The following is a 15,237-nucleotide window of genomic DNA, read 5'->3' on the forward strand; positions in this document are numbered from 1 at the left end:
GGGTCGGACGCTGGGGCGGGTCAGGACGTTCCTTGAGGGTGGTGCGGTGTGAGGGGTGGTAATAAGCGGGGACTCGCGAGTGCTCCTCGCGCCTGGCACCGGATCAGAGCGCTCCGTGCCGTACGGCGGCGGCCTTGACCGCTTCGCGCAGCTCGTCCTTGTCGATGATGCTGTTGAGGACGACGACGTCACCGAGTCCGGTCGTCGCCTCCTCCAGGTCCTTGGCGACGAAGAAGACGTCCGCGCTCTCCGGACCGGCCGAGCTGATGTCGCAGTGCTCCACCGTGACATCAGCGAGCTGAAGCTCACGCACGATGTCCTCGATGTTCATCCGCACCATGAAACTGCTGCCGAGTCCGGTGCTGCACATGGCCAGGAACTTCATCGGTCCTCCTCGAATCGAGTGATCAACTTGGTGACATCGGCCGCGGAGGCCGCGGCGCGCAGGGCGTCGCGGGTCTCCGTGTCCGACAGAATGCGGGCGAGTGAGGACATCGCCTGGGTGTGCGCCGCGGCGTCGACCGCCGCGAAGCAGAAGTAGAGGTCGACGGCGTGTTCCGGCTGGTCGAGCAGCGGAGCGGGGCCGTCGGTGAGCCGCAGCATCGAGATGGCCGTACGGACGGCGCCGCTCTCGGGGCGGGCGTGGGCGAGCGCGATCCCGTAACCGAGGTCGATGTACGTACCGCCGGCCGCGATCGAGTCGATCATCGCGTCCACGTAGCCGGGGGTGATGTCACCGGCCGCGAGGAGCGGTTCGGCGACCTGGGTCACGGCCTGCCGCCAGGTCAGGCTGTCGCTGGAGAAACGTATCTTCTCCTCGGTCAGCAGTTCGCTGAGCATGTGATCTCCGTACGTATGAGAAGAGTGCCGGGAGGGAGTCGAGTGGAGGGGGCGTGGGAGGGGCGAGAGAGGGAGCCGTGGGCGGACCCGTGCTCCCGCTACTCGGCGTCCGCGATGATGTCGAAGGACAGCTCGGCCGTCGCCGGCAGGAACTTCGACGTCCCGTGGATCACGGGTTTTCGGTTGAGGTCGAACACCCGCGATGTCGCCAGCAGCAGGGGTGATCCGCCCTCCACCCCCAGCAGCTCCGCTTCCCGCCGGTCGCACTCGTGCAGCCCGACGACGATCTCGTTCCGCGCGAGCAGCACATCGTGGTGCGCCCGCAGGTAGGCGTAGAGGGAGGTGGAGGAGAAGTCCGCGGTCAGGACGTCCTCGAACCGCTCCTCCTCCACGTACGACTCGGCGAGGTGGTGCACCGCGCCGTTCACCCGGCGCAGCCGCTCCAGCCGTATGACGGAGGCGGCCGGGCTGATGTCGAGCGCGGCGCCGAGCCGCGCGCCCGCCCGCATCCGCTTCTGGGTGAGCACCTCGGAGGTGACGCTGTGCCCCTGCCGGCTCATCTGGGTGAAGAAGCCGGTGACCTCGCTGACGAACCGCTCACGGTGCTTCAGCGCGTAGCGGGGCCGGGTGACGAAGGTGCCGCGGCCGTGCTCGCGGATGAGGTGGCCGTCATTGACCAGCTCCTCCACCGCGCGGCGCAGTGTGATGCGGCTCACTGCGTATTCCTCGCAGAGCGCCGCCTCCGGAGGGAGTTGTCCGCCCACGGGAAGACCGCTCACCCGGCGCAGCAGATGGTCGCGCACCTTGGCGTACTTGTGCTCGGCCATCCGTGGTCTCCTCATCGAGTCCTTGCGTCATCAAGACGTCATAATGACCAGAACCCCAGAAGACGTCAATAGGCAATTTCCGCGTAACACTCCGGACGCCTCAACTGGCCCGGATCGGGTTTTCGGTGATGGGTTACGTTGTCCAAAGTCATCATGACGACATGATCTCTAAGACGACATGATCCCCAAGGAGCTGCCGTGACCGCCGCCATACCGACACAGCCGCCGTCGCAGTCGCCGTCCTCGTCCTCGTCCTCTTCGAGTTCGAGCGACCGGTCCGTGCTGGGCGCGGCCGACCACCGCGCCATCGCCGTGGCCCGCGCGCTCGCGATGGACGCCGTCGAGTCGGCGGGCTCCGGTCACCCCGGTACGGCGCTGGCACTCGCGCCCGTCGCGCATCTGCTGTTCCAGCGGCACATCCGGCACGACCCGGCGGACGCGGCGTGGGAGGGGCGCGACCGGTTCGTCCTCTCCTGCGGGCACGCGAGCATCCTCCAGTACACGCAGCTCCACCTCACCGGGTACGGGCTGGAGGTGGACGACCTGCGCCGCTTCCGGCAGCTCGGCTCCCTGACGCCGGGTCACCCCGAACTCGGCCACACCACCGGCGTCGAGATGACGACCGGGCCGCTCGGCCAGGGCGTCGCCACCGCCGTCGGCATGGCCATGGCGCTCAAGCGGGACGAGGGGCGGTTCACGGGCGGCGGTGTCACGAACGGCGGTGACGTCACGGACGGCGGCGACAACGCGACCACCGGCATCCCCGCCCGCACCGTCTGGGTCGTCTGCTCCGACGGCGACCTCCAGGAAGGCATCTCCTACGAGGCCGGAGCGCTGGCCGGGCGGCACCGCCTGGACAACCTCGTCGTCGTCTGGGACGACAACAGCATCCAGATCGAGGGCTCCACCGATCTGACGACGCGTGAGGACACGGCCGCGCGCTTCACCGCGCAGGGCTGGTTCGTGCAGACCGTGGGTCTGGGCGCCGACGGCGACATCGACACCGACGCCCTCGACGGCGCGCTGTCCACCGCCCGCGCGCACGAGGGCCGGCCCAGCCTGATCGTGCTGAAGTCGCAGATCGCCTGGCCCGCGCCGAACGCCGTCAACACGCCCGCCTCGCACGGCGCGCCGCTGGGCGCGGCCGAAGTCGCCGCCACCAAGGCGCTGTTGGGCGTGCCGGACGAGCCGTTCACCGTACCGGCCGATGTCCTGGAGCACACGCGTCGCGCGCTGGGCCGGGGCGCCGAACTGCACCGGGCCTGGGACAAGGCGCTGGCCGAGTGGACCGCCGCCCACCCCGGGCGCGCCGCCGCGCGGGAGCGGGCGATCCGCCCGGTCGACGCGGCCGAGGCCGCCGACGCGCTGCCGGTCTTCGAGCCGGGCGCCGGGATCGCGCCGCGCGACGCGTCGGGCCAGGTCATCCAGGCGCTGGCCGAGCGGCTGCCGCGACTGTGGGGCGGCAGCGCCGACCTGGGCGACTCCAACCGTACGACGATCAAGGCGGGCGGCTCCTTCCTCCCGGCGGACGAGGCGGGGCTCGCTGGCCGCAACATCCACTGGGGTGTTCGGGAGCACGCGATGGCCGCCGCGCTGAACGGCATCGCCATCGTCGGCTACGACTCCCCCTTCGCCGGTACGTTCCTCGTCTTCAGCGACTACGAGCGTCCTTCGCTGCGGCTCGCGTCCCTGATGGGGCTGCCCGTCGTGCACGTCTGGTCGCACGACTCGGTGGCGCTCGGCGCCGACGGCCCGACCCACCAGCCGGTCGAACACCTCGCTTCGCTGCGCGCGATGCCGGGGCTGTCGGTGGTCCGCCCGGCCGACGCGGCCGAGACCGCCGCCGCCTGGCTGAGCGCGCTGGCCCGGCCGGGCGCGGGCCGTCCCGGGCCGGTCGGGCTGGTGCTGGCGCGCCAGGCGCTGCCGGTGCTGCCGACCCCGACCGAGGCCGTACGCGAGGGTGTGGCGCGCGGGGCATACGTGGTGGCCGGGGCCGGTGAGACGGCCGATGTCGTCCTGCTGGCCAGCGGCAGCGAGGTGGCGCTCGCGCTGGCCGGGCGCACGGCGCTCGCCGAGCGCGGGATCGCGGCGCGGGTCGTCTCCGTACCGTGCAAGGACTGGTTCGCCGAGCAGGACGCGGCGTACCGCGACGCGGTGCTGCCGCCGTCCGTCCGCGCCCGCGTGGTGGTCGAGGCGGCGTCCGTCTTCGGCTGGCACGACCTGATCGGTGACGCGGGCCGCGCCGTGACGATCGACGGCTTCGGTCTCTCGGCCTCGGCGTCCGACGCGCTGACGGCCATGGGCATGACCCGGGACGCGGTGGTCGCGGCGGCGCTGGAGTCGGTCGACGCCGCCGGATCCCGGTGAGCACTTCCGTGGACGGGAGCGTGGATCTCGTCGTCTTCGACTGCGACGGCGTGCTGGTCGACACCGAACGGATCGGCCCCGCCGTCGTCGCCGAGATGGCCACCGAGGCGGGCTGGCCGCTGACGGCGGACGAGGTGCGGGAACGGTTCCTCGGCCGCCCCGAGTCGTACCTCCATACGGAGATAAGGGCCCACGCCACGGCCCCGGTCGGCCCCGACTGGCTCGACGCCTACCGGGTCCGCGTGCGCGACGCGTTCACCGCCCGTCCCCACACCATGCCCGGGGTACGGGAACTGCTGGACGCGCTCGACGGCGGCGGCGTCCCCTACTGCGTCGCCTCCAGTGGAGGGCACGAACGGATCGAGCACTCCCTGACCGTCACCGGCCTCTGGGCACGCTTCGCCGGCCGCGTCTTCAGCGCCGACGACGTCGAACACGGCAAACCCGCCCCGGACCTCTTCCTGCACGCCGCCCGCACCCTGGGCGTCCCCGCGGACCGCTGCCTCGTCATCGAGGACAGCCCCGCCGGGGTCGCCGCCGCGCTCGCGGCGGGCATGCCGGTCATCGGCTACGCGGGCGGCCCCACCCCACGGACGGCCCTGGCCGACGCCGGTCAGGGCGTGATCGAGGACTTCGCCGAACTCCACGCCCGGCTCGGTCTTCCGCCGTCCTGACGCGGGTTCACGCTCCCGGTTCACACCCCCGGTTCACACCTCCGGTTCACGACTCCGGTTCACGACTCCGGTTCACGACTCCGGTTCACGACTCCCCCGAGTCGGCCGTACGCGGGGAGCGGAACCGGCCATGGAGCGGCCCATGGGACGCCGTTTGCCCCCGAGGTGTCGCACTCCTCAGCGGCATCGGCGCACCATGGGGGGCAGGCGTCATCCCCGATCCGTCATCGGGCACCGAGGCAGCGGCCGTCGGGCACCGGCAGTCCGTTTGACAAGATCGGTTCAAGAGAAACCGTTCATCAAAGGACCGGGGGCAGGCGTGACAGTCGAAACCGGCGGCAACGGCGGGAGCGGCGCGGGTGACCCGGGTGGCGCGACCGGCGGAAGCGGGCAGGGCGGGCCGGGCGGACGAGGGGTTCCCGAGGACTTCCTGGAGGGGTACGCCCCGATCCTCATGGCGGCCTCGCTGACCGGCCGCAGGCTCACGCGCGCCGAGCTGCTCTCCCGGCGGGCGCTGGGCGAGCAGGCCGCCGAGGCCGGTTTCCAGCTGCGGGCGCTGGTCGGCGCGCACCTCGCCGCCGCCCGCGTCCACTGGCCCGACACCGGGTCGCCCGAGAGCGTGCTCGCCGCCGTCGAGCAGGCGGTCGACGCGTTCGCCGAGGGGTACGAACGGGCGCAGCGGCTGGCCGTACGGCAGGAGACGGCGGCGCGCCGCGAGTTCATCGACGACCTGCTGTACGGGCGCAGCGACCTGGGCCGGCTGGCGGAGCGCGCCGAACGGTTCGGGCTGCGCCTCTCGTACGAGCACGCCGTGGCGGTCGCCGAGGGGTTCGTCGCGTACGACGAGGAGGACGCCGTACCGCGCGCCGTGGAGCAGGCGCTGCTCGGCCGGTTCGGTGACCGCAGTGTGCTGCTGACCACCAAGGCGGGCCGGATGGTGTGCATAGCCCCCGGCGACCAGGGAGAGATGCTCACCTACTTCGCCAAGCAGGCGTTCGCGGCCACGGACGGCGGCCGGGTCGCGGTCGGCCGCCCGCAGCCGGGGGTGGGCGGGGTGGTGCAGTCGTACGAGGAGGCGCTGAACGTCCTTGACCTGGCCGAGCGGCTCGGCATGGACGAACCCCTCCTGCGCGCGGCCGATCTGCTGGTCTATCCGGTGCTGACCAGGGACCGGCACGCCATGACCGAGCTGGTCGTGGGGACGCTCGGCCCGCTGGAGGCGGCGCGGGGCGGGGCCCAGCCGCTGATCGACACGCTCACGACCTATTTCGACGCGGGGTGTGTGGCGGCGGAGGCGGCGCGGCGGCTGTCACTGAGCGTACGGGCCCTGACGTACCGCCTGGAGAGGATCCACAGGCTCACCGGCGCCGACCCGGCCGATCCCACGCATCGCTACACCTTGCAGACGGCCGTGATCGGGGCCAGGCTGATGGGCTGGCCGGAAACGTCGCCCTGACCCCTGCGTCGCCCGGTTCTCGCCCCGGCCTCGGCCCGGTCCCGCTCCGGTCGGTACCACTCGGCATCAAGAACGCGTTAAGACTGCCGGAATACGGCAGTGCCGAATGTCAGTGCGGGATGCGACTATGGAGTCCTGACCGAGGAAACTGCGGCAGAGGGGGAGGTGGATCCGATGACCTTGTTTCTGGGAATCGGCATCGCGGGGATTGTTCTGCTCGTCCTGTCACTGATTTTCGACGGGGTGCTCGAAGGGCTCTTCGACGGAGTCGGCGTGCTGGACGGACTCTTCGACGGCCTTCTGTCGCTGCCGGTGATCGCCGGCTTCGTATCGATGCTCGGCTTCGGCGGCGCGATAGTCCTCGGCACCACGAATCTCGGTACCGTACCGGCCACCGCCGCGGGGGTGGCGGCAGGTGTCGGTGCCGGGTGGCTGACCTGGAAGTTCAGCAAAGCACTCATGCGTGACCAGACGTCCGTCACACCGAGCGGCAGCCACCTGGTGGGCAGCTCGGGGACGGTGGTCACGGCGATTCCGGCCACGGGATACGGAGAGGTGCTGCTGCGGCTCGGCGGTCAGCCGATGAAGTTCTCCGCGAAGAGCGCACAGCCGGTGGCGTACGGCACGGAGGTCTGGGTCGAGGAGACCCTGTCGGCCAGTTCCGTCTCGGTACGCCCTGTCGAACGCTGACCGGAGCACCCACGAGCGCACGCACGCTCGGCCCGCATGTCGCGCGGGAGGTCCCGCGCGCACCGTTCACAACTGCCGTCCCGCGGGAGGCAAGGGAGAGATACATGAGTCCAGTCGTCATCGCAGTGCTGGGGGTCGTCGTACTCGTCGTCCTGCTGGCTCTTGTCGTCATCACGCGCTACAAGGTCGCCGGGCCCAGCGAGGCGTTCATCGTCACCGGCCGGCGCGGCAAGAAGTCGACCGACCCGAACACCGGCCAGATCTCCGTCGACAACAGCGGCCAGAAGGTCGTCGTCGGCGGCGGCGTCTTCGTCGTCCCGTTCGTCCAGCAGAAGTTCACGCTGGACCTGTCCAGCCGGCACATCCCGATCTCCGTACGCGGCGCCGTCACCCTGCGCGGGGTGAAGGCCAACCTCGAAGGCGTGGCGATCGTCAAGGTCGGTGGCACGGACGACTCGATCCGGGCCGCGGCCCAGCGCTTCCTCCAGCAGCAGGGCGGCATCGTCGGCTTCACCCAGGAAGTCCTGTCGGGCGCGCTGCGCTCCATCGTCGGCCGCATGTCGGTCGAGGACATCATCCGTGACCGGGCCGCGTTCGCCGGACAGGTCGCGGAGGAGGCCGAGGCCAGCCTCTCCGGCCAGGGCCTGGTGCTCGACGCCTTCCAGATCCAGGACATCACCACCGAGGGTTCCTACCTGGAGGACCTCGGCCGTCCCGAGGCCGCGCGGGCCAAGCAGGAAGCCGACATCGCCGAGGCGGTCTCCCGGCGCGCCGCCGAGCAGGCGCGGCTCAAGGCCGAGGAAGAGATCGCGATCGCCCAGCGGACCTTCCAGCTGAAGCAGGCCGAGATCAAGGCCGAGACGGACGAGGCGTCGGCGCGTGCCGCCGCCGCGGGTCCGCTGGCGCAGGCCGCCCGTGAGCAGGACGTGCTCATGGAGCGCGAGAAGGTCGCCGAGCGCCAGGCCGCGCTGACCGACCGCGAGCTGGACACGAAGGTCCGTAAGCCCGCCGACGCCGCGCGCTACCAGGCCGAGCAGGAGGCCGAGGCCCGCAGGGTCGGCCTGGTCAAGCAGGCCGAGGCCGACGCCGAGCGCTCCCGTCTCACCGGTGAGGGCGAGAAGGCGCACCGCGCCGCGCTCGCCGCCGCCGTGCAGATCGAGGGTGAGGCGGAAGCCGCCGCGATCGGCGCCAAGGGCGCGGCCGAGGCCGAGGCCATGCACAAGAAGGCGGACGCGTTCGCGCGGTACGGCGACGCGGCTGTCCTCCAGATGCTCGTCGAGGTGCTGCCGACCGTCGTGGCGAAGGCGTCCGAGCCGCTGAGCGCCGTCGACAAGATGACGGTGATCTCCACGGACGGCGCGGGCCAGCTGGCCCGTACGGTCGCGGACAACGTGGCGCAGGGCGTCGAACTGCTCAGCGCCACCACGGGAGTCGACCTCGCGGAGCTGCTGAAGGGCATCACCGCGGGCAAGGGCACGGCGCTGATCCCGTCGGCGTCCGCCCCGGCGGCGAGCGAGACCAACGGCGCCGCGGACACGGGCGCCGGTGGCGGCGACAAGTCGGCCAACAACGGCCGGGTCGAGGTCACGGACTGACCAGCCGCACGCGGTTGGCGGTAAGCAGTGATCAGTCAGCAGTAGAACAGTAGGCAGTCAGCGGTAGGCGTTACGCGACAGCGGAACGGTGGGGCCCGGTCGGCGGGAAAGCCGGCCGGGCCCCTTTGCTCGGATCCCGGCCGATGCTCGGATACCGACCGATGCCGAGATCCCGGCCCATGCTCAGATGCCAGCTGATCGACCGGTTTCGCCTCACAAGAGCGAGGCCCGAAGGCACCGTTGGCTCGTATCCGAGCCGTCCGCGGTTCCGCGGGCCGGCCACTGGGCATCACCTGGACGCAGCCGCCACGCGGACCTCTCAGCGGACCTCCCGAGGGGGATTCTGATGAGCAGACCGAGCAGACCGAGCCCTCAGGGCCAACCCGTAGGGCTCGGCCCACCGTCCCGCGTCGCCGGTCCGCTCCTCCTCCGGGGAGAGGTGAGACATCCGGCCGCGCTGACCGTCGCCGATCTGCGCGAGCGATGGGACCAGCGGCGGGCCGAGGTCGTCTTCGACTGCGCCACCAGCGGGCCGCGCCACCACACCTTCGAAGGGCCGCTGCTCCGGGAGGTGGTGGACGACGCGATGCCGGTCTTCGACGCCCGACGCCGCAAGGACCGCTCGCGCTTCCTGCTCGCCGTCACCGGCGGGGACGGACACCATACGGTGCTGTCCTGGGCGGAGATCGACGCGGACTTCGGCAACGTACCGATCCTGCTGGCCACGGCCATGGACGGGCGGAGTCTGGAGTGCGCGGGCAGCCAGCTGGTGGTGCCCTCGGACCGCTGCGGGGCGCGCTATGTCAGCGCGATCACGCGGGTGTGGGTGGGCGCGTACGCCGCGCCGCACTGAGACGCGCACGCCAGGTGCGGTGCAATGCGCTGCGGTGCGGTGCGGGTGCGGGCCGCCGGACAGGGCGATGGCCCGGCAGGAAGCTCATCCGCCGGGCCATCACCCACACGCTCTGCACGTACAGTCACCTCGCGGACTTCCCCGGCCGAAGACTCTGTACGCCGCGCTCATCGCTTGAACGCGTCCTTCACCTTCTCGCCGGCCTGACGAACGTCACCCTTGGCGCGCTCGGCGCGGCCCTCGGCGGTCAGGCGCTCGTTACCGACCGCGCGGCCGACGTTCTCCTTGATGGCGCCCTTGACCTGGTCGACCTTGGCGGAAGTCTTCTTCTCGTTGCTGTCGCTCATGCCGGCCGCTCTCCTTCTTGAGTGAGGCTCAATCCCTGACGACAGACCAGGTGCCCGGCAACTCCGCACGCAAACACCGCCCCTTGGCGATACGTCCGCACGGGTGAGTTCACCCTCAATCGGTCACACAGCGCGTTTACATGATCGAGGACAGGTAACACGCTGTAGCGAACGACGACAGACGACAGACACAGAACAGACGACAGACGAGACACGCGATGCGAAAGGCGGGACCCATGTCTGTGATCACGCTCGCCATCCTGGGAGTTGCGGTGGCCATCATCACCGCGCTGCTGCTCGCCCGACCGGTCAAGGCGAACAACACCGACGCCCTGCCCAGGCGACGGGGCGGCTCGCACAACCGCCACCGCCGCCGCCTCCAGAAGCCGCCGGCGCAGCGCGCGCCGCACCACCACACTTCCTTCTGACCCGACGGCCCCAGGACCCCAGGACCCCGCCAAACGGTCTCAGCGGACGCGCGCGACTCCCACGTAGAAGGAGCTCTGCTCGTCCGCGGGGGCCGGGGTGTCCCGGTACCAGTGCGGGGCCGTCACCAGTCCCGGTTCCACCAGGTCGAGCCCGTCGAAGAAGCGCAGGACCTCGGCGTGCGTACGCAGCCGCAGGGAGATGCCGCCCTTCCCGTACGTATTGGTGACCCGCCCCACCAGGCTCTGCGGCTGGAAGTCGGCGGTGCCCTGCGAAAAGACCAGGACGCTGCCGGACGGCAGCGCGTCCACCAGGGTCCGGGTGATCCCGTACGGGTCGTCCTCGTCCGGGACGAAGTGCATCAGCGCGATGAGCGACAGCGCGACGGGGCGGCTGAAGTCCAGGATCCCCCGCGCGTGGTCGAGGATCTCCTGCGGCCGGCGCACATCGGCCTCGATGTAGTCGGTGGCGCCCTCCGGCGTGCTGATCAGCAGGGCTTCCGCGTGGCGCAGGACGATCGGGTCGTTGTCGGTGTACACGACCCTGGACTTCGGGGCGATCCCCTGGACGATCTGGTGCAGATTCGGCTCGGTGGGGATGCCCGTACCGATGTCGAGGAACTGGTCGATCCCCTCACGGGCCACCCACGCGACGGCGCGGTGCATGAACTCCCGGTTCAGCCGGGAGTCGCGCCGCGACGCCTCGGGCAGTTGCTTGCCCACCTCCTGGTCGACGACGTAGTTGTCCTTGCCGCCGAGCAGGTAGTCGTAGACACGCGCCGGATGCGGCTTGCTGGTGTCGACCTGGGGCTTCGGGGTGCGTGCCGTCATGAGGAAACTCCGTTGCGATGTCCGACGTGAAATTCGACGAGGTACCTGGTGCGGTGGCTCGTTCGCTGTGGTGGGGCGAGGTGCGATGCGGTGCCGTGAGGTGCGGTGCCGTGAGGTGCGGTGCGATGGGAACCCTCGGAACACGCCGGGTCCGCCATCACAGTTCCTTACGGAAATCAGCGAGGATCTGCCGGGTCCTGCGCGCGGATTCCGCGTGGGCCACCATGCGGTCCATCGCCTCGACGTGCTCCGAGACTTCGGCGGGGTTGTCGAGATAGAGCGCGCCCGTCAGATACTCGACGTAGACCATGTCGGGCAGTTCGGGAACGGCGAAACGGAACAGCACGAACGGGCTGTACGTCCCCGGGTGGTGCCCGGCCGCGAACTCGGCGATCTGGAGCGTCACGTTCGGCAGTTCGGCCGCCGCCAGCAGCCGGTCGTACTGCGCCCGCATGACGTCCGCCGAGCCGACCCGGCGGTGCAGGACCGTTTCGTCCAGCACGGCCCAGAAATGCGGGGCACCGGGCCGGGTGAGCAGCGACTGACGCTGCATGCGCAGGGCGACATGGCGCTCGATCCGCGCGCGGTCGCTGCGGCCGACCTCGCCGTACGTCAGGACCGCGCGGGCGTAGTCCTCGGTCTGGAGCAGTCCGGGCACGTAGTGCGGCTCGTATCCCCTGATGGTCTTGGCGGCCTCTTCGAGGCTGACGTGGCCGCCGAACCAGTCCGGCAGGACATCGTGGAACCGCTGCCACCAGCCGGGCTTGTTGGCCTCGTCGGCGAGCCGGAGGAAGGTGGTCACCTCGTCCTCGGGAAGGCCGTACGCCCGGAGCAGTATCTCTATGTACGGGATCTTGAAACCGACCTCGGCGGTCTCCATCCGGCGTACGGTGGCGGCGGCGACGCGCAACAGCCCCGCCGCCTGGCTCCGGTCCAGGCCGGCCCGCTCGCGAAGTGTCTGAAGCTGTTTGCCGAGGACCAGTTGGCCGATGGTCGGGGCAGGCCGCGGCTCGCTCACACCAGACCCCCGGGCACCACCATGCGGGCAGTTTGCCACAGCGGCGTGACCAGGGACACGACGCTGGATCACGGGCGGATTGCGGGATCGTGAGCTGTTGGCAAAGCCCGGCCCCGATGCCCGAAAGGTCGTACTTGCCGACGCCCGCGCCGACATCAGCGCAGCTATCAGCGCCCATGTCCACCGAGGTCCGGGAGGCTCACGCCGGCTCATTACGCCGCTCATGACGCCCTCATTACGCCACGAAGATGAACCGGGAGCGTCGGTCCGCGCACCTTCCGATGACCGCTGAACGACGGCTGCCGGTTAGCATCGGTCCTCTGCCGTACGGTGCCTCGGCCGGAGCCCGACGCCCTACTGAATGCTGGAGTGATCTGGACGTGTCCCGACCGCGTGTGGGTGTGGCCGTGCTGACCATGGGCAACCGGCCCGTCGAGCTGCGGGCCCTGCTGGATTCCGTGGCCAAGCAGCAGGAGGCGGCCACCCGGATCGTGGTGGTCGGCAACGGCGCGCCGCTGCCCGAGCTGCCCGAGGGCGTCACCGGGGTGGAGCTGCCCGAGAACCTCGGCGTCTCCGGCGGGCGCAACGTCGCCATGGAGAAGCTCCGCGCGGCCGGTGACGTGGACGTACTCGTCAATCTGGACGACGACGGCCTGCTCATCGAGGCCGATGTGATCACCCGCGTCGCCGATCTGTACGAGGCCGACCCCCGGCTCGGCATCGTCAGCTTCCGTATCGCCGACGAGACCGGCCTCACCCAGCGGCGGCACGTGCCGCGGCTGCGCGTGGACGACCCGATGCGCGGCGGCGAGGTGACCACGTTCCTCGGCGGCGGGCACGCGCTGTCCATGCCGATGCTGGAGGGGACGGGCGGCTGGCCCGACGCGTTCTTCTTCACGCACGAGGAGACCGACCTCGCGTGGCGCGCGCTGGACGCGGGCTGGACGATCCTCTACGCGCCGGAGCTGGTCCTCCAGCACCCGAGGACCTCACCGGCGCGGCACGCCGAGTACTACCGGATGACCGCCCGCAACCGGGTGTGGCTGGCCCGCAGGCATCTGCCCGCGCTCCTCGTACCGGCCTACCTCGGTACGTGGATCCTGCTCACGCTGGCCCGTACGAGGTCGGTGAGCGGACTGAAGGCGTGGTTCGGCGGCTTCTTCGAGGGCGTGCGGACACCGTGCGGAACGCGGCGGCCGATGCGCTGGCGGACGGTACGGCGGATGACGGCGCTGGGCCGGCCGCCGGTCATCTGAACGACCGTCCGACCAGTCCATCCAACCGATCCATCTGACCGACCCATCCGGCCGGTGACGCGTTACGCGGCCGCGTAACGCGTGCGCGGCATGTGCGGCTCGCGTAAGCGGCATGTGCGGCTACGGAATCAGGTCGGCCAGCTCGGCCTCGAAGAGCAGCTCCGGGTCGAATCCCATCCCGTTGAAGTGCCCCGAGAGTTCCAGGGACAGCGCACCGTGCAGCCGGGTCCAGACGGTCAGGGCCCGGTGCAGAACCTCGGGCGCGGCCTGCCGGTCCGCCGCCCATGGCCGGTGGCCTTCGAGCTGCTCTTCGAGGTGCGTCTCCAGCGCCGTCCCGGGACTGTCGGAAACCGGCGTCGCGGGGGCGGCGTCCTGGGCCGACGCCTCGCAGGCGGCGAGCAGGCCCGCCATGATCTCGGACGCGATCACGGTGGTGTCGTCGGGCGCGTGGTAGCCGGGCACCGGGGTCCCGTACATGAGGAAGTACCGCTGCGGATCCGCCAGCGCCCATCCGCGCAGCGCGCGCGCCAGCGCGGCCAGACCGGGGTCGGGCTCCGAGGCCGCCCGGATGGTGTCGGCGAGGCTTCGGTACGCGTCCCTGATCAGCTCGGTGATCAGCTCGTCCCGGCTGGCGAAGTACCGGTAGAGCGCGGGTCCGCTCATGCCCATCAGTTTGGCGATCGCGTTGAGCGAGAGCGCGGACGCCCCCGCCGTGGCGATCTGCTCCCACGCGCGTTCCTTGACCTCAGCGCGTACCTGCGCGCGGTAGCGCTCACGCGGGGTCTTCGTACTCGGTGCCGCCATGACCAGCTCCTTTCGACATCTTCGTGACTACACCATCAAGGCATAGTTAGAAGCTATCACGAAGCTTCTTGACACTCTCCGGATCCGTGCGTTACAACTTATAACGAACGAGAGAGCAACTAACCGAACCGAACGCGGAACGCTGTGGAGGTCGTCATGAACGCCGAGGGACTCGTCGAGGTCGTCCTGCCGGGCAAGGTGGCGCCGGAAGGACTTCAGCTCCGGCACGGATCCGTCCCTGCCCCGGGTCCGGGGCAGATCGTGATCCGGATGGAGGCGACCGGGGTCTCGTTCGCGGAACAGCAGATGCGCCGCGGCCGGTACTACGACCAGCCGGCGTTCCCCTTCGTGCCCGGCTACGACCTGGTCGGCAGGGTGGCGGCGACCGGCGCGGGCGTCGAGCCCGGCCTGACCGGCACCCGAGTGGCCGCGATGGTCAAGGTCGGCGGCTGGGCCAGCCACGTGCTCGTCGACGCGGCGGACGCGGTGCGGGTGCCGGACGGGATCGGCGCGGCCGAGGCGGAGACCATGGTGGTCAACGGCATCACCGCCTGGCAGATGCTGCACCGCAAGGCACGGATCCGCACCGGGCAGACGGTCCTGGTGCACGGGGCCAACGGCGGTGTCGGCTCGGTCCTGGTCCAGCTCGCCCGCGCCGCGGGCGTCAAGGTGATCGGCACGGCGTCCGCCCGCCACCACGACGCCCTGCGCGACCAAGGCGTCGCCCCCGTCGACTACCGCACCGAGGACGTCGCCGCGCGGGTCCGCGAACTGGCGCCCGGAGGGGTGGACGCCGTCTTCGACCACGTGGGGGGCCGGGGCCTCATCGACTCCTGGCACCTCCTCGCGCCCGGCGGCACGCTCGTCTCGTACGGCAGCGCGTCCACCCGGGACGACGAGGGCTCGAAGCAGTGGCCCGTGATGAAGCTGCTCGGCCGGGTGTGGCTGTGGAACACGCTGCCCAACGGCCGGCGGGCCTACTTCTACAACATCTGGGCCGGCCGCGCCCTGGGCAAGAACCGCTTCAGGACCCAGCTGCGCTCCGACCTGACCCAGGTCTTCGCGGCCGTCCAGCGTGGTGACGTCATCGCCCGGATAGCCGCCCAACTGCCGCTCAGCCGCGTAGCCGAGGCCATGAAGCTGGCCGAGTCCGGCACGGTCGCCGGAAAGGTCGTCCTGCACCCGTAGCGCGGTCGCTCCTCCCGCTCCAACTCTCCGCTCGCTCCAGGTTCTCCAGCCGCTCCACCCGCTCCA

The 15,237-nt window shown here is 70.7% G+C and carries 16 protein-coding genes; 9 read left to right on the forward strand and 7 right to left on the reverse strand.

Annotated elements, in window-relative coordinates:
* Nucleotides 1–103 precede the first annotated feature (103 nt).
* The 3 genes from OG627_RS16255 to OG627_RS16265 all read right to left on the reverse strand — a co-directional run bounded on the left by OG627_RS16255 (nucleotide 104) and on the right by OG627_RS16265 (nucleotide 1,667).
* Nucleotides 104–385, reverse strand: coding sequence for a PTS sugar transporter subunit IIB (locus tag OG627_RS16255; RefSeq protein ID WP_329065714.1), 282 nt, complete (start codon nucleotides 383–385; stop codon nucleotides 104–106).
* Nucleotides 382–840: a PTS sugar transporter subunit IIA gene (locus OG627_RS16260; RefSeq protein WP_329065716.1), complete on the reverse strand. Its 459-nt coding sequence runs from the start codon at nucleotides 838–840 to the stop codon at nucleotides 382–384. Before OG627_RS16260 ends, OG627_RS16255 begins: the two co-directional genes overlap by 4 nt.
* A gap of 98 nt (nucleotides 841–938) precedes the next feature.
* Nucleotides 939–1,667, reverse strand: coding sequence for a GntR family transcriptional regulator (locus tag OG627_RS16265; protein WP_329065718.1), 729 nt, complete (start codon nucleotides 1,665–1,667; stop codon nucleotides 939–941).
* A gap of 330 nt (nucleotides 1,668–1,997) precedes the next feature.
* Here OG627_RS16265 and OG627_RS16270 point away from each other — a divergent pair, with 330 nt between their 5' ends.
* The 6 genes from OG627_RS16270 to OG627_RS16295 all read left to right on the forward strand — a co-directional run bounded on the left by OG627_RS16270 (nucleotide 1,998) and on the right by OG627_RS16295 (nucleotide 9,302).
* Nucleotides 1,998–4,034: a transketolase family protein gene (locus OG627_RS16270; protein WP_443073631.1), complete on the forward strand. Its 2,037-nt coding sequence runs from the start codon at nucleotides 1,998–2,000 to the stop codon at nucleotides 4,032–4,034.
* Complete coding sequence (locus tag OG627_RS16275; RefSeq protein ID WP_329065719.1) at nucleotides 4,031–4,708, forward strand: HAD family hydrolase; 678 nt, start codon at nucleotides 4,031–4,033, stop codon at nucleotides 4,706–4,708. The genes OG627_RS16270 and OG627_RS16275 overlap by 4 nt, the downstream gene beginning before the upstream one ends.
* A gap of 454 nt (nucleotides 4,709–5,162) precedes the next feature.
* Nucleotides 5,163–6,164 carry a PucR family transcriptional regulator gene (locus tag OG627_RS16280; RefSeq protein ID WP_329072712.1) on the forward strand — a complete coding sequence of 334 codons (1,002 nt, stop codon included), beginning with the start codon at nucleotides 5,163–5,165 and terminating at the stop codon, nucleotides 6,162–6,164.
* Nucleotides 6,165–6,338: 174 nt separating this feature from the next.
* Complete coding sequence (locus OG627_RS16285; protein ID WP_329065722.1) at nucleotides 6,339–6,854, forward strand: hypothetical protein; 516 nt, start codon at nucleotides 6,339–6,341, stop codon at nucleotides 6,852–6,854.
* A gap of 104 nt (nucleotides 6,855–6,958) precedes the next feature.
* On the forward strand, nucleotides 6,959–8,449 hold the full coding sequence (locus OG627_RS16290; RefSeq protein WP_329065724.1) for a flotillin family protein: 1,491 nt from the start codon (nucleotides 6,959–6,961) through the stop codon (nucleotides 8,447–8,449).
* Between the two features lie 346 nt (nucleotides 8,450–8,795).
* Entirely contained in the window at nucleotides 8,796–9,302 is a 507-nt protein-coding gene (locus OG627_RS16295) for a molybdopterin-dependent oxidoreductase (protein ID WP_329065726.1), read from the forward strand.
* 167 nt (nucleotides 9,303–9,469) lie between these two features.
* Here OG627_RS16295 and OG627_RS16300 read toward each other — a convergent pair whose 3' ends face one another.
* A complete protein-coding gene (locus OG627_RS16300) occupies nucleotides 9,470–9,649 on the reverse strand; it encodes a CsbD family protein (RefSeq protein ID WP_329065728.1) in 180 nt (59 codons plus the stop codon).
* A 236-nt stretch (nucleotides 9,650–9,885) separates the two neighbouring features.
* On the opposite strand from OG627_RS16300, the gene OG627_RS16305 reads away from it, so the two are divergent.
* The gene (locus OG627_RS16305; RefSeq protein WP_329065731.1) at nucleotides 9,886–10,077 is read left to right on the forward strand and encodes a hypothetical protein; all 192 of its coding nucleotides are present in this window, start codon (nucleotides 9,886–9,888) and stop codon (nucleotides 10,075–10,077) included.
* A 39-nt stretch (nucleotides 10,078–10,116) separates the two neighbouring features.
* On the opposite strand, the gene OG627_RS16310 is transcribed toward OG627_RS16305, so the two are convergent.
* Together OG627_RS16310 and OG627_RS16315 are read right to left on the reverse strand one after the other, a co-directional pair.
* On the reverse strand, nucleotides 10,117–10,905 hold the full coding sequence (locus tag OG627_RS16310) for an SAM-dependent methyltransferase (RefSeq protein ID WP_329065733.1): 789 nt from the start codon (nucleotides 10,903–10,905) through the stop codon (nucleotides 10,117–10,119).
* A gap of 157 nt (nucleotides 10,906–11,062) precedes the next feature.
* The gene (locus OG627_RS16315) at nucleotides 11,063–11,923 is read right to left on the reverse strand and encodes a helix-turn-helix domain-containing protein (RefSeq protein ID WP_329065736.1); all 861 of its coding nucleotides are present in this window, start codon (nucleotides 11,921–11,923) and stop codon (nucleotides 11,063–11,065) included.
* Nucleotides 11,924–12,339: 416 nt separating this feature from the next.
* Here OG627_RS16315 and OG627_RS16320 point away from each other — a divergent pair, with 416 nt between their 5' ends.
* Nucleotides 12,340–13,179, forward strand: a complete 840-nt coding sequence (locus tag OG627_RS16320) for a glycosyltransferase family 2 protein (RefSeq protein WP_329072714.1) — start codon at nucleotides 12,340–12,342, stop codon at nucleotides 13,177–13,179.
* A 120-nt stretch (nucleotides 13,180–13,299) separates the two neighbouring features.
* Here OG627_RS16320 and OG627_RS16325 read toward each other — a convergent pair whose 3' ends face one another.
* Nucleotides 13,300–13,983 carry a TetR/AcrR family transcriptional regulator gene (locus tag OG627_RS16325; RefSeq protein ID WP_329065738.1) on the reverse strand — a complete coding sequence of 228 codons (684 nt, stop codon included), beginning with the start codon at nucleotides 13,981–13,983 and terminating at the stop codon, nucleotides 13,300–13,302.
* 156 nt (nucleotides 13,984–14,139) lie between these two features.
* Here OG627_RS16325 and OG627_RS16330 point away from each other — a divergent pair, with 156 nt between their 5' ends.
* Nucleotides 14,140–15,171 (forward strand): medium chain dehydrogenase/reductase family protein, encoded by a 1,032-nt coding sequence (locus OG627_RS16330; protein ID WP_329065740.1) that lies wholly within the window; start codon nucleotides 14,140–14,142, stop codon nucleotides 15,169–15,171.
* Nucleotides 15,172–15,237 lie beyond the last annotated feature (66 nt).

Origin of the sequence: Streptomyces sp. NBC_01429 (genome assembly GCF_036231945.1) — a bacterium.
Classification (GTDB): domain Bacteria; phylum Actinomycetota; class Actinomycetes; order Streptomycetales; family Streptomycetaceae; genus Streptomyces.

Coding starts and splice junctions, on each gene's coding strand:
- OG627_RS16330 (WP_329065740.1), top strand. CDS start 14,140: ATGAACGCCGAGGGACTCGTCGAGGTCGTCCTGCCGGGCAAGGTGGCG.
- OG627_RS16300 (WP_329065728.1), bottom strand. CDS start 9,649: ATGAGCGACAGCAACGAGAAGAAGACTTCCGCCAAGGTCGACCAGGTC.
- OG627_RS16310 (WP_329065733.1), bottom strand. CDS start 10,905: ATGACGGCACGCACCCCGAAGCCCCAGGTCGACACCAGCAAGCCGCAT.
- OG627_RS16305 (WP_329065731.1), top strand. CDS start 9,886: ATGTCTGTGATCACGCTCGCCATCCTGGGAGTTGCGGTGGCCATCATC.
- OG627_RS16265 (WP_329065718.1), bottom strand. CDS start 1,667: ATGGCCGAGCACAAGTACGCCAAGGTGCGCGACCATCTGCTGCGCCGG.
- OG627_RS16270 (WP_443073631.1), top strand. CDS start 1,998: ATGGACGCCGTCGAGTCGGCGGGCTCCGGTCACCCCGGTACGGCGCTG.
- OG627_RS16285 (WP_329065722.1), top strand. CDS start 6,339: ATGACCTTGTTTCTGGGAATCGGCATCGCGGGGATTGTTCTGCTCGTC.
- OG627_RS16290 (WP_329065724.1), top strand. CDS start 6,959: ATGAGTCCAGTCGTCATCGCAGTGCTGGGGGTCGTCGTACTCGTCGTC.
- OG627_RS16255 (WP_329065714.1), bottom strand. CDS start 385: ATGAAGTTCCTGGCCATGTGCAGCACCGGACTCGGCAGCAGTTTCATG.
- OG627_RS16320 (WP_329072714.1), top strand. CDS start 12,340: ATGGGCAACCGGCCCGTCGAGCTGCGGGCCCTGCTGGATTCCGTGGCC.
- OG627_RS16260 (WP_329065716.1), bottom strand. CDS start 840: ATGCTCAGCGAACTGCTGACCGAGGAGAAGATACGTTTCTCCAGCGAC.
- OG627_RS16295 (WP_329065726.1), top strand. CDS start 8,796: ATGAGCAGACCGAGCAGACCGAGCCCTCAGGGCCAACCCGTAGGGCTC.
- OG627_RS16325 (WP_329065738.1), bottom strand. CDS start 13,983: ATGGCGGCACCGAGTACGAAGACCCCGCGTGAGCGCTACCGCGCGCAG.
- OG627_RS16280 (WP_329072712.1), top strand. CDS start 5,163: ATGGCGGCCTCGCTGACCGGCCGCAGGCTCACGCGCGCCGAGCTGCTC.